Here is a 13,725-nt window from a genome sequence, read left to right as displayed (position 1 = left end):
AATGCATCGTGGCCATTAACAAGGATCCCGAGGCGGACATCTTTAAGGTAGCGGACTACGGCATCGTTGGCGATTTGTTTGAGGTGGTGCCTCTCCTCACTGAAGAGTGCAAAAAACTATTGGCGTCATGAAGAAAATCCCAGCCACTATTGACACAAACGGCTATCAAAAACATTAATAAAAGGTGGTAGGTGATGCAAGTGGGTGAATTCATTAATAAACGAATTACTGAAACATCCAATAGTTTTTTGGTTTATGACGACAATTATGGTTGGATCGACATCACCACATATCTTGATAACCTCAATAACTTCATACAGAAATTAAGGGAAAGCATAAATGCTGCGCATCAAAACGATTAATAATATTAAGGGACATTATAGTTAGGAGGATAAAGTGCTTTCACGAGAGTTATTTTGGGGAATAGAATCAGGATGGGTAACTTATTTGCTAGGCGCCCTGGTGATAGCAATTTTAGGCTACCTTTATCACTTTAAGATAGTTAGGTGGCGCTCTGGGCAAGAGGAAAAAGCAAGCATTAACTGGAAGGACCAGACCCTCCAACTGCTCCGTAATATGCTTAGCCAGCGCTTATTGGATGATCAAAAAACCTGGGGTATCATGCATATTTTTGTTTTTTATGGTTTTATCATCCTTTTTTTGGGAACCTGTACTTTGATGATAGACAGCCATATTGGCCATTTTCTATTCGGAAATACGTTTGTTACCTTTAAATTAATTCTTAATACCGCAGGGCTGCTTGCCATGATAGGCATCGTGCTGTTGTTTTTACGTCGTTATATGTTAAAAACGGCTAACGGTGAGAACAATATTAAAACCTTACTGTCGCTGGTATTACCCTTTCTGGTCCTAATTACCGGGTTTTTAGTCGAGGGAAGCAGGTTGGCGATAAATACCGGAGATAATTACGGGTGGCAGTTTTGGGCCTTCCCGGTTTACCCGGTAGTAAAATTGGTGGAGCCACTTGGCCGGGAGGCTGCAACTACGGCGCATGTCCTGTCCTGGTGGACACACATGTTTATTTCCTTTTTAACAATAACAGCCCTGGCCTGGACAAAGTTGTCCCATATTGCGCTGGTTCCACTAAATTTATTTCACCAGGCATTGCAAGCTCCAGGCCGCTTAAGGGAAATTGAACTATCGGAAGATTACTTCGGAACGGAAAATTTGAGCGGCTTTACTAGAACGCAACTTATTTCCATTGATGCCTGCGTAAGCGCGGGACAGTGTGAAATTAACTGTCCTGCTTTTAATAGTGGTAAAGCACTCTCACCGCGGACAATTATGGAAAAAATGCAGAAAATCAGCAACTCCGAAACCGCCCTGGTAGGAGACATCATCACAGAGGAAGAATTATGGGCCTGCACCACCTGCGGGGCGTGCCAGCAAAAATGCCCTGTTCTGTCCAACCCTGTTGAAAAGATTATTGATTTAAGACGTTACCAGGTGATGGCCTTAGGTAACATGCCCCAAACCTGGCAGGGCGCGTTAATGAGTTTACAAAGACGCGGGCATCCCTGGAATGCAGCCACCCGTTCGCGACTGGACTGGGCCAAAGGTCTGGATGTGCCTGTTGCAGCTGAAAAGAAACAGTTTGATGTGCTTTTTTGGGTTGGCTGTACAGGCGCCCTGATAGATAGAAATATAAAAGTTTCACAAGCAATTGTTAAGCTATTGCAGTATTGCGGCATTGATTTTGCGATATTGGGTAATGAGGAAAGCTGTACCTGTCATATGGCCAGAAGAGCAGGTGACGAATACTTATACCAGGAAATGGCTGAAAAGAACTGCTCGGTATTAAACCAGTATGCCTTTAATACTATTATCACTGCCTGTCCACATTGTTACCATACCTTGAAAAATGAATATGCGTTACCCGATGTCCAGGTTTTAAGCCATGCTGTTTACCTGCGGGAACTAATTGAAAAAGGCCTGCTGAAGATTAAAACCGCAGCCCATCCGGAAAATACAACCTATCACGATCCCTGTTATTACGGTAGAATGAATGGTATCTATGAACAACCCAGAGAGCTATGTGAACTGGCAGGCGCAAATCTAATAGAAAATGAAAAATCAAGAGAGAAATCCTTCTGCTGTGGCGGCGGTGGCGGCGGTATATGGTTGGATGACAAACCCGGGGCCAGAATTTTTGAAACCAGGGCAAAGCAACTGCTAGAGAAAGGCAATATTGAAACCATTGCTACAGCATGCCCCTTCTGCATCACCATGCTGGAGACTGCTGTAAGCAACCTGGAAGCCGACAATGTAAAAGTGAAGGATATTGCAGAGTTGCTGGCAAACCAAATACAAGACCGTTAAAGAACGACAGAATCAGACGTTGGCGTTGCCTGGAGTGACTGATAACAGCTTAATGCTGTGGGTGCGATTGATTTCGCGCCCGCATATTAAGAAAACTCTTCTATACTATTTCGGCTATGAGACAGGGGTATGAAAAGGGACCATTTTTTAAGGAGTGATTATAATGCGTTATGAGGGCGCAATTTTTCGTCCGCCAAGTGAAGCGTCAAGTCTGATATTACAAATATCTGTCGGGTGCTCTAACAATACCTGCACCTTTTGCAGCGCTTACAAAGACAAAAAATTCAGGATAAAAAGCTGGCAGGAAATTGAATCAGATATTATATCGGCTAATAAATACAAAAAACACGTTAATAGAATCTTTCTTGCCGACGGCAACGCCCTGGCGCTTGATACCAAACTCCTGATTAGGACTATGGAGCGTTTATACAACGATTTTCCGTTATTGGAACGCATAGGGATCTATGCCGGCGCCCAAGATGTTTTGAAAAAACAGCCGGAAGAATTAAGGGAACTCAAAGAAGCAGGACTGGATATCGTTTACTTCGGGCTGGAAAGCGGCAGCGACAAGATCCTCAGACTGGTCAGAAAAGGTGTTACAGCCGCTAAAATGGTGGAAGCCTGCCGCAAATTAAAGGACGCCGGTTTAACATTGTCCATCACAGTTATCAGCGGACTAGGCGGCACGGACCTGACTGAGGAGCATGCTTCAGAAACAGCAGCTGTTATAAGCGCCATTAATCCTGATTACCTGAGCACACTGACCTTGATGGTGGTGGAAGGTACGCCTCTTTATGACCAGGTCCAACGCGGGGAATTTAAACTGATGACACCGATTCAGGATCTTCAGGAACTTAAATTAATGCTGGAGAAAGTGACTCTTACAAACTGTACCTTTAGAAGTAATCACGCCTCAAATTATCTGCCGCTTAAAGGTGTCCTGAACCGGGACAGGCAAGCTCTGCTCTCGCTTCTGGAAAAAGCACTGTCTACTCCAGATATGTTAAGGCCGGAATACCTGCGCGGCCTATAACTATCTTCGCAAGCCTTATATTGAAGAAGATTTTTATGCTCTATAATATAAAGAAAAACAGGAATAAATAAAGGTTGCAGGAGCTTAATAAAGCTTCTTGCAACCTTTATTTTATTTCCTCTCATAGCTTTTATAATTTTAATAATTATTCCTGGCGACTTCAAAAGTATTAGGTTTCATCACTTCTCAACTGGGATTTTAGACTTATCATCCCCACAAAGCTATATTATATATTACTATAAGCTATAGTAGTTATCTTAAAATATATTACTATAGCGTATTAACTATAGTAATATATTTTTACTGTTCTCACAAAGATACTTCATCGGCAGCATTTTTTCTGGTGATTCCGGCAGCATCCTTTTTCAAATACCGGCACACAACCGGCCAAATCTTCTATTTTACAACGCTGCCACCAGCTATGCCTTAGCCGCTAAAGCAGCCTCCTGATTTTTTTTAGTCTTCGACCGCACGACTTGCGTCAATACGATACCTAAAACACTACAACAAGCGGCAATGATAAAGGCAATTGTGTAATCTCCGTTGTGAGACGCTTTAACTGTAGCAGCCGTCATCGGACCGAACAAACCGGCAATAGCGAAACCTGAAAACATAATCCCGTAGTTGACACCGTTGTTTTTGGGCCCGAACATATCAGCGGTAAGAGCAGGGAAGATCCCCATAATCCCGCCGAAGCAAAGGCCTACAAGCATTGCTGCTATAAGGAATGCCGCATATGAGGAGATGCCGGTCAAAGCAAACACAGCTACTCCGCTGATGATATACATGATCGTAAGCGCAACGTAGCGTCCTATTTTGTCTGATATCCAGCCCCAGAAGATACGGCCTGCGGTATTGGCCAGAGCTATCATGCTAACAGCCACAGCCGCTACCGCCGGCGTCACTTTAATGACTTCCTGGGCAATCGGCGAAGCTTGACTGATAATCATCAACCCGGCGAAGGCGCCTGCGGTAAGCATAATCAACAACACGTAAAACATGGGGTCCGCCAGCATTTGGTTCCAGCTTTTATCCACACCGGAAACTGTCGAGGTAGCGGTCGGCGCCGGCGGGTTCCAGCCTTCCGGCTTGTAGCCGGCGGGTGCAGTCATAACGAAGAATGATCCTACAACAATGATGATAAAGTAAGCAATACCCAAGGTCCTGAAAGTTGCCAAGATGCCCTGACTGGCAATCAGCGCGTTAGCCAAAGGCGGCACTAGAATTGAGCCTGCCCCATATCCGGCAGTCGCTATACCGGAAACAAGACCCCTTTTATCAGGGAAGAACTTCACAGTGTTGGCTATGGTACAAGAATAAATAGCCCCCATACCTAAGCCCATTAAAACACCGTATGACATATACAGCCATGTCACCGACGTGGTAAAGCCGGTGAGGAAAACACCGCCGGCAAACAGGAAGGCTCCGCCAACAATGACCCACTTCGGCCCGAATTTATCCTGCATTCTTCCGCCTAAAATCATGGTGACAGGTCCGAAAGAGTTCGAAATGGTAAATGCCAGCGTCGCTGCAGCAGCTGTACAACCTAATAAAACGACCATCGGTTTGGCAAAAACGCTCCAGGCGTAACCAGAGCCGATACAAAGGTTGATAGCAACGCTGGCTAACAAAACAAACCATCTTTTAGTTTTTAAGTCCATGAAAAAATAATGCCTCCTTAAATAATGTCTAGAATGTGCTGAATGCATACCTTATTTGCTACTTGGCAACTTTCTCAAACAACTCCGATCTCCACCCTATTAAGTTTTAGCCGTGTTTTTGTCGACCACCCCCCTTAAATAAATGTTAAGTAAAGCGGTCCGTGTAAAGTAATTCAGGTATGCATTTTAATTACCGGCCGCTTTTAATCAACTAGTGAGTTTCTAAATTAACGAGAATTTGTAATAGATCATATTTATAAACAAAGTCACAAACATTTTGACTATTATTTTCCACTTAAAATGCATTTTATCATAGTACCTTTATTATTCAGGTTGGTACTAACGCCTCAATGGCGATACCCGGCATTGATACAATGAATAATATTAATATTTTTGATATTACTATTACCCATAGTAACTATCTTAAAATATATTACTATAGATAATACTATAGTAATATATTTTTTCTGCTATTTTTTACCAGAGTAAACCATAGACACCACTATTTTTTTGGGACTCCGGTTATACGCATTTTAAAAAAATACATTAACCGGTAACATTCTGCAACATAAAGCTATTAACTATGCCTTAGCGGCAGCTTCCTGCATTTTCTTCGACTTGGATCTAACCACCTGCGTCAGCAATATACCGACAATGCTGATGACAGCGGCAACGATAAAGGCGGTTACGTACCCGCCGCTCGACGCTCTAACACTAGCGGCCGTCATCGGACCAAGATACGCGGCAATGGCAAAACCGCTGAACATAATTCCATAGTTGACCCCGTTGTTCTTCGGTCCGAACATATCAGCAGTAAGAGCAGGAAAGATTCCCATAATACCGCCGAAGCACAGGGCTATTAACATAGCCTCCACCACGAACAGCGAATAGCTGGGAGTTGCAGTCAATGCAAAGACTGACACTGCGCTGATGATATACATGATCGTAAGGGCATTGTAGCGTCCAATCACGTCTGAAACCCAGCCCCAGAACAATCGTCCTCCAGTATTGGCCAGGGCAATCATGCTCACCGCCACAGCGGCTACTGCTGCCGTTACTTTAGTCGTTTCCTGAGCAATTGCAGAAGCCTGGCTGATAATCATCAGACCGGAAAAGGCGCCGATCATGATCATCAGTAACAGCACATAAAAAATGGGGTCGGCCAGCATTTGTTTCCAGGTTTTATCAACACCCGAAACTGCCGAACCGGCACTGGGGGCAGGGGGGGTCCAGCCTTCCGGTTTGTAACCTGGGGGCGCTGTCATAACAAAGAATGAACCAACTGCGATGATGATAAAATAGGCGATCCCGAGTGTACGGAAGGTAGCCATGATACCCATACTGCTAATCATTGAGTTTGCCAGCGGCGGCACTACAATCGAGCCCGTGCCGTAACCGGCAGTTGCCAGGCCTGCCACCAGGCCCCTTTTATCCGGGAAGAACTTGACTGTATTGGCAATCGTGCACGAATAAATCAAGCCCATGCCAAGACCCATCAAAGTACCATATGACAGGTAAAGCCATGTGGTTGAAGTGGTAAAACCGGTCAGGAACACGCCTCCGCCAAATATGAAAGCCCCGGCAAATATGACCCATCTCGGACCAAATTTGTCCTGGACGCTCCCACCGATGATCATTGTGACAGGACCGAATAAGTTCGAAATGGTAAATGCCAGCGTCGCTGCAGCGGCAGTGACTGCGACACCGGTAACAGACGATAAATGCGCGACCATTGGCTTGGCAAAAACGCTCCAGGCATATCCGGAACCGATACAAAGGTTGATCAGAACACTGGCTATCAAAACAAGCCATCTTTTAGTTTTTAAGTCCATGAATAATGCCTCCTTATAATGTTTTACTTACCGGATGCATACCGCATGTCCCACTTGGATATTACCATTGAACGACTCCATTATCCTTGCACCCTATTCAGTTTTAGCCGTTTTTTCGTCAACCACCTCCTTAAATACCTAATATAAAGAATGGCGGTGCGCACAACAAAAACTAAGGGGATGCAATTTAGCGGCCAGCCACTCTTAATCAACTAGTAAGCCTCATGAAATTTAAATAAGTGCTCAGCGCAGCAGGCTGCCCGCTATAATCTTCTGCGGATATTCATTGGAACTGTCGAAAATGATTGCGCCTTTCACATCACGTAAAAGCCTTTCGACGATCATATCTCTGCCGTAACCATAGCCGCCGTGAATTTGCAGCGCATTCATGCAGACGTCTACACCGGCTTTTGCCGCAAACATTCTGGTCATAGCCGCTTCCCGGGCATATGGCTTGCCTTCATCAATTAGAGCCGCAACCCTGTAGGTCGCCACCCGGACCAGGTGAACATTCATGGCCATCTCCGCCAACATCCACTGTATCGCCTGCAAGCGGGCAATTGGTCCGCCAAATTGAACACGTTCTTTGGCATAGTTTATTGATGCGTCAAGCGCGGACTGGGCAATGCCAATGACTTGCGCGGCAGCTGCCACACTGCTGTTGGCAAGAATGCCCATATAAATCTCATATCCCTGATTTTCAGCGCCGAGCAGGTTTTCCTTGGGCACCTGTACGTTGTCAAACACTATTTCTGATGTCTGCAAAGCGCGCAAACCCATTTTCTCAATCTGCCTGCTGATGGTTAACCCGGGAGTACCCGCGTCGACTATAAAGGCGCTCAGTCCCTTCATACCCGCGTCAGGATTGGTTAAAGCAAGAACAATGTACACATCGGCTACGCCGCCGTTGACGACATAATATTTCTTGCCGCTTAACACATATTTACCTCCGGCAAAGCCGGCCGTAACCTTATCCGGACCCTCAACAGGCGCGGCGCCCGGCTCGTACATTGCAAAACCGCCCAGTTTCTCTCCTGTACACATATCCGGCAAATATTTTTCCTTCTGCTCTTGGTTGCCCCACGCAAAGATTGCGTTGGCAGCCAGCGAACAGTGTGTGGCCAAAATTGCTCCTGTTGAAGCGCAGGAGCGGGACAATTCTTCAACCATCAAAATGTAACTGAAAAAATCCGCCCCCGCTCCGCCATATTCGACGGGGAAAAACATGCCCATAAAGTCAAGCGCCGCCATTGCTTTAATTGTTTCAGCAGGATAAAGCCCGGAACGGTCTATTTCAGAGGCCTGCGGTTCCAGTTGCTCCTTGCCGTAATCCCGGGCCATTTTTTTAATCAACTGTTGCTCTTCTGTTAAATTGAAATCCATAGCACTCTCCTACTTTGACAGCACTTAGTGCCCGGTTCCTTTCAGCAGCGCGCCCGCGATAACGACCCTCTGAACCTGGTTTGTTCCTTCGTAAATGGACAGGATCCTGGCGTCACGCCAAACCTTTTCAATATACGCGTCTTTGGTATAGCCGTAAGAGCCCATAATTTCCATGGCATCTCTTGCGACCTGCATAGCCATATCGGTGCAGAACAGTTTTGTCATAGCGGAATGCTTCGAATAAGGCTGGTGAGCGTCTTTTAATACAGCGCCCCGGTAAACAAGCTGCCTGCCGGCTTCGACGGCAGTGGCCATATCCGCCAGTTTGAACGCTGCCGACTGTTGGGCCGACAACGGCTTACCATTATCCACGCGCCCTTTTACATATTCGACGCATTCATCAAGAGCTCTTTGAGCGACCCCGACAGCCTGGGCAGCCACCATCAAGCGGCCGGAATCCAGCGACATCATGGCCAGCTTCATACCGTCACCTTCATTGCCGAGCAAATGCGAAGCAGGTATTCTAACATTTTCCAATATCAATTCCACCGTGTTGGAGGCGCGAATTCCCATTTTATCTTCAACTTTACCGGCGCTTAAGCCCGGACGATCGCGCTCTACTATAAAGGCGCTCAGCCCCTTGGCTCCCTTGCATTTGTCCGTCGAAGCAAACACGATATAGGTGGCCGCCACCCCGCCTTGTGTAATAAAGCACTTAGTACCGTTCAGAACATACTCGTTCCCTTCCCGCCTGGCAGTGGTAGAAACAGCGCCCGCGTCAGATCCGGCGTTCGGTTCAGTCAGGGCAAAAGCGCCATAATTACCTTCCAGCAGGGGACCAAAGTGCTTTTTCTTCTGTTCCGGGTTTCCAGCCAATAAGACCGTGTATGAGCAAAGGTTGTTTGCCCCTAAAGCAGTGGCTGTCCCAAGGTCGGCATAGCCAAGCTCTTCCAAAATCATGGCGCAGGTTACAGTATCCAGCTCAGGCCCGCCGACTTCTTTCGGCGCAACCAGGCACGCCAATCCTTCTTCCTTCCACGCTTTCAAAACCGACATCGGGAGTTCACCATTAGCGTCGACGTCCCTGGCAATTGGATCAATATACTTTTTCACAAAAGTGCGGACTTTTTTTTGCAATTCAAATTGTTCAGGTGTATAGTCAAACATCCGGTTCATCAACTTTCACTTTTTGATCGTTGTTGGATAATTGGTTATACCTGTATTGACCGCCCTTGATATGAAGCCTTGCACCCTTGCTTTTTAAGATCCTTGGACGGCAAGACAACCTTTCTTGTCTTGCCGTCCAAGCCTTTTCGTACTTCACATGCGAGACAAGACCTTACCCATCAAATAGCGAGTAGTCTTAGTTTTGTTTTTCTTTATTAAACTATTTTACTTTTGCGTCCCAAATAGCCTTTAAGCCGCCGTTGCCCCAAACAGGCTGGAAGATTTCAGCAGGCATCAATCTAGGGCCGCCTGCCGGGATGATCGGAGTGAATTCCATCTGATCCAGAATATCCTTCTGAAGATCTACGCCCGGCGCGATCTCAATCAACACCATGCCTTCCAAAGTCCTTTCAAATACGCATCTTTCAGTGATATAGAGCAGCTTCTTCCCTTTCTTAGCGGCTAAGTTGGCGTCAAAGGTCAACTGTAAGCATTTCTTTACGAACTTCTTCAGTTTGCCTTCGTTCTTAATAACAAGTTTGCCGTCTTCAACAGTTTCCTCCAAGCCCTTGGCAGTGAAAGTACCGATGAACAGAGCAGTATTAGCGCCTGCAGTTATGTTGGCAAATCCGCCTACCCCGAGAGTTACGCCGTTTAGGAATGAAGTGTTGATTGAACCGTCTTCCTGCGCTTCGGATAATCCGAATACACCGAAGTCCAAACCTGTTCCGTCAAACCAATCGAAATGCTCGCCCTGGTCTACAGAAGCTTCGACATTCCAATGGCCCCCAAAGTCAGGGCCGCCACCCGGCACGCCGCCAACAGAACCGGATTCGGAAATCATGGTGATTTCATCCATAACGCCTTCTTCAGCCATTACGCTGCCGCAGAAGGTAGGCAGGCCAATACCAAAGTTACACATCCAACCGGCCTGGGCTTCCATACAGGCTCTTCTTACCATTACTTTCTTGGGGTCAAGAGGCATAGGCTTTAAGCTGTCGCTTAGAGGAACTTTGATTCTTCCTGAAAGGCCGTGCCAGTAAGTAATGTTTTGCTTGCCGTGGGGCCATAAGCCATGGACAATGTCTTCGGGATGTTCGGCCACTACGATATAGTCTACTAAATTACGGGCAACTTTAACCATTTTAGGATCCAGGGACCCTGCCCTGGCAATACGCTCAACCTGAACAATTACTTTTCCGCCATAAGCTTTTACAGCACGGGCAACTGTTGATAATTCGAGGTTGTAAACTTCATTCTCAGCCGTAACGTTACCGTTTTCGTCAGCTGTAGTAGCTCTGAATATACCCTTTGTATAAGGCAATCCTCTGTAGTAAAGATACTCTTCTCCGTCAAAATCAGGAATGTACTTAATAAATTGTTTATTTTGAGCCGTTAATTCCTCTGTAATCTTCTTTGAGCTGGGATTTAAGCACCCTGCGTCAACACGTTCGTCCATGAAAGTACCAAGGCCAACCTTTGACATGACACCCGGCATGCCTCTGCCTTGCTCCCTGTACATCTGCAGCATCGTTCCCAGTGGCATATACCATGCGGGTAATTTATCATCCTGGATTAGCTTGGCGATTTTGGGAGTAGTGCTTTCGTGCGAAGAAATATCCCATTTTAACATGCCTTCATGGGCGAAGCAGTCTGCCGGTATGCAGCCTGCAGCATGAATATGAACCATATCACGGGGATGACCTGTCTCCAGGAAACGTTTCTCGATGGCCTGACCGATTTCTTCCGGCCAACCACTCATCCCGAAAGAGGCGCCTAGAATAATGTCCCCATCAACGAACAGTTCTGCGGCTTCTTTAACAGTAATTACTTTTGCCAATTAACATCTCTCTCCTTATTTTTCTAAATTTAGCACGGAAACAGGATTCCTATATTCATGCAAACGTTCTGAATTCCCTTGTGGTTCTTCGCTATATTGGGCAGGACTTGGTATGGTATCGAAGAACCTCTTTGAGAACACCGTAAGCATAAATACCCATTTGTGAGGAGAAACACCAAGCTCCGAATTCCTTTACTGTAAGTCTGATACCAACCTCCCGGCGCATAGTTCTCCAAGCAGTTGGGTCTTGTATTCATGAATCAAGAGGCAACTGACACACTGCCTTCACTAAAGCACATATCTCCACGTCATTGCATATCATCATTATGGATTAGACCCCAACCTGGTCATTGCGTGTTTCAGACAGAAGTCAGGATCCCTGCGTTCGGGTATATATCAGCAACAACACAGCAGCATTACATATAAAGGCATAGAATATACCGGTTTTACTTTGCAGTGATAATTATGAGATTACCCACAGCATTTCAATATGGCGTTCTTGACATGGAGCGCCCTCCCGTTTGAAGGCCTAGCCTGGTGTTCTCCATGTCAAGTGCCTATGCTGCGTTTCGATAACGGCCTTTGATTCAATTCAACGAAAGCACTTTTCACTCAGGCAAAAAGCAAAGAACATTATCCTTCAATGATCTTCTTTAATTTACCTTCGCCGAATACTTCACTGAAAATCCCGGCATCCATCAGTTTCAGCTCCGGTGAAATGATCGGTTTAAATTCCATTTGGTCCAGCACATCTTTTTGCAAATCAATGCCAGGCGCGATTTCAGTTAATACAAACCCGTCATGGGTAAGTTCAAAGACAGCCCGCTCGGTAATAAACATGACTTCCTGGCCTATTCCCCTGGCATATGGCCCGCTGAAGGAAATTTGCGCAACCTGGTTCAGGAATTTCTTAAACTGGCCTTCCTTTTCGATGGTCAGTTTGCCGTCTCCAGCCTTGACTTTCAGTCCGCCGGCAGTGAATGTGCCCGCCATAATCGTCTTTTTAGCGTTCGTGGCAACGTTAATGAAGCCGCCGACCCCAAAAACCTTGCCGTTGAACACGCTGGCGTTGCAGTTGCCTTCCGGATCCGTTTCAGCCAGACCAAATACAGCGATGTCAAGGCCGCCGCCGTCATAATAATTGAAATGGGCAGGCTGCTCAGTCGATGCTTCAGCGTTCCAGTGGCTTCCAAAATCTCCACCCACACCAGGGATGCCGCCGATGCTGCCGGACTCGGACATAAGGATGACTTGGCTATCGGCTTTTTCCTCGGCAATGATACTGGCTACACCTTGCGGGATGCCGATACCCAGGCTGATCGCGCCCGGGCGCACTTCCATGGCTGCCCGCCGGCAAATAAGTTTGTCCGAACTCATGGGCATGGGAGGAATACTTTTCATGGGCACTTTTACTTCGCCTGAGAATGAAGGGTTATATACCGTAACCATGGTCTGCATTTGAGGTTTTTCTGCAACTACAACATAGTCTACAATGGTGCACGGAACTTTGACGTGTTTGGGATGCATTGTCCCATTCTTGACTATTCTCTCCACCTGAACGATAACGATACCGCCACATGCTTTGGCCGCCTGGGCTATCGACAGCAGTTCCAGGTTCGGGCCTTCCTTTTCACACGTGATATTGCCGTGTTCGTCTGACGAGGTAGCTCTCAAGAACGCTACATTAACAGGGAAAGGTTTATACCACAGCCATTCTTCCCCGTCCAGTTCCTTGACTTCAATGAGTTTTTCCCATTCGTCACGGGTTTTTTGATTGAAAGCACCGCCGTCCATGCGCGGGTCGATGAAGGTCCTCAACCCTGCCTTACTGAAAACGCCGGGGCCTCTTCTGGCGATATCATTGTAACATTGCAAAATAACTCCGAGCGGGAAATTATAAGCTAAACATGTATTACTGGCGATATGATCCATAACCTGGGGTTCCGAGCCGGCATGTGAAATGATGTATCTTTTGGTCATTCCCTCGTGGGCCCAGTGGCCGCCGCCTCTGCCCTGGAAGTTGCCTGCGCCGCCGGCGTGGATATGCGTCAGATCCCTGGGATGTCCGGTTTTTAAGAACCGCTCTTCAAGAGCCAGGGCGATTTCTTCGGCCCAACCAGCCAGACCGAAAGAAGATGACGCCACCCAATCGCCGTCCTTAAAGAGTTCCGCAGCCTCTGCCGCAGTGATAACTTTCGCCATACTCATCATTCTCCTTTAGATTATTTTCGTTAACCTATGTTAACATTGAAAATATCTTCGATTTTTCTACCATACGCCGGTATAGAATAAACCGGCGTATGGTACGTCATCCACTAAGCTCCGCAGGAGATCACAGCTAGCAGCCAGCTTCTTTTTCTTTCTTTTCTTTTAAGGCCTTGAGGATCATTTCCGGAGTAATCGGCACTTCGTAGAACCTTACACCGATAGCGTCGTAGATCGCGTTGGTAATCGCCGGGAAGGTCGGCT

At 46.6% G+C, this 13,725-nt stretch carries 8 protein-coding genes and 1 pseudogene; 3 read left to right on the top strand and 6 right to left on the bottom strand.

All coding sequences use genetic code 11. The features are described 5' to 3' along the window. From Psfp_RS19740 to Psfp_RS19730, 3 genes and pseudogenes are all read left to right on the top strand, one after another. A pseudogene (locus Psfp_RS19740) lies at positions 1–131 on the top strand (electron transfer flavoprotein subunit alpha/FixB family protein); the annotation flags it as partial. Between the two features lie 265 nt (positions 132–396). Further along, positions 397–2,340: a heterodisulfide reductase-related iron-sulfur binding cluster gene (locus Psfp_RS19735; RefSeq protein ID WP_134220229.1), complete on the top strand. Its 1,944-nt coding sequence runs from the start codon at positions 397–399 to the stop codon at positions 2,338–2,340. 163 nt (positions 2,341–2,503) lie between these two features. Then, the gene (locus tag Psfp_RS19730; RefSeq protein ID WP_134220228.1) at positions 2,504–3,373 is read left to right on the top strand and encodes a radical SAM protein; all 870 of its coding nucleotides are present in this window, start codon (positions 2,504–2,506) and stop codon (positions 3,371–3,373) included. Between the two features lie 419 nt (positions 3,374–3,792). Here the strand turns inward: Psfp_RS19730 and Psfp_RS19725 are convergent, their stop codons facing one another. The 6 genes from Psfp_RS19725 to Psfp_RS19700 form a co-directional block, all read right to left on the bottom strand. Beyond that, positions 3,793–5,034 carry an OFA family MFS transporter gene (locus Psfp_RS19725; protein WP_134220227.1) on the bottom strand — a complete coding sequence of 414 codons (1,242 nt, stop codon included), beginning with the start codon at positions 5,032–5,034 and terminating at the stop codon, positions 3,793–3,795. A 581-nt stretch (positions 5,035–5,615) separates the two neighbouring features. Then, positions 5,616–6,866 (bottom strand): OFA family MFS transporter, encoded by a 1,251-nt coding sequence (locus Psfp_RS19720; protein WP_134220226.1) that lies wholly within the window; start codon positions 6,864–6,866, stop codon positions 5,616–5,618. Between the two features lie 243 nt (positions 6,867–7,109). Beyond that, positions 7,110–8,249, bottom strand: a complete 1,140-nt coding sequence (locus Psfp_RS19715; RefSeq protein ID WP_134220225.1) for an acyl-CoA dehydrogenase family protein — start codon at positions 8,247–8,249, stop codon at positions 7,110–7,112. 24 nt (positions 8,250–8,273) lie between these two features. Then, entirely contained in the window at positions 8,274–9,425 is a 1,152-nt protein-coding gene (locus Psfp_RS19710) for an acyl-CoA dehydrogenase family protein (protein WP_345789089.1), read from the bottom strand. A gap of 211 nt (positions 9,426–9,636) precedes the next feature. Continuing rightward, on the bottom strand, positions 9,637–11,256 hold the full coding sequence (locus Psfp_RS19705; protein WP_134220224.1) for a CoA-transferase: 1,620 nt from the start codon (positions 11,254–11,256) through the stop codon (positions 9,637–9,639). Between the two features lie 633 nt (positions 11,257–11,889). After that, positions 11,890–13,458 carry a malonate decarboxylase subunit alpha gene (locus Psfp_RS19700; protein WP_134220223.1) on the bottom strand — a complete coding sequence of 523 codons (1,569 nt, stop codon included), beginning with the start codon at positions 13,456–13,458 and terminating at the stop codon, positions 11,890–11,892. Between the last annotated feature and the right edge of the window lie 267 nt (positions 13,459–13,725).

The sequence above is a fragment of the Pelotomaculum sp. FP genome, assembly GCF_004369245.1.
Taxonomy (GTDB): domain Bacteria; phylum Bacillota; class Desulfotomaculia; order Desulfotomaculales; family Pelotomaculaceae; genus Pelotomaculum_C; species Pelotomaculum_C schinkii.
This window is presented reverse-complemented; position numbering and strand designations above follow the sequence as displayed.

What these genes read in the sequence shown, in the direction of transcription:
- Psfp_RS19730 (WP_134220228.1), top strand. Translation starts at nt 2,504, where the DNA reads ATGCGTTATGAGGGCGCAATTTTTCGTCCGCCAAGTGAAGCGTCAAGT.
- Psfp_RS19725 (WP_134220227.1), bottom strand. Translation starts at nt 5,034, where the DNA reads ATGGACTTAAAAACTAAAAGATGGTTTGTTTTGTTAGCCAGCGTTGCT.
- Psfp_RS19720 (WP_134220226.1), bottom strand. Translation starts at nt 6,866, where the DNA reads ATGGACTTAAAAACTAAAAGATGGCTTGTTTTGATAGCCAGTGTTCTG.
- Psfp_RS19715 (WP_134220225.1), bottom strand. Translation starts at nt 8,249, where the DNA reads ATGGATTTCAATTTAACAGAAGAGCAACAGTTGATTAAAAAAATGGCC.
- Psfp_RS19710 (WP_345789089.1), bottom strand. Translation starts at nt 9,425, where the DNA reads ATGAACCGGATGTTTGACTATACACCTGAACAATTTGAATTGCAAAAA.
- Psfp_RS19700 (WP_134220223.1), bottom strand. Translation starts at nt 13,458, where the DNA reads ATGGCGAAAGTTATCACTGCGGCAGAGGCTGCGGAACTCTTTAAGGAC.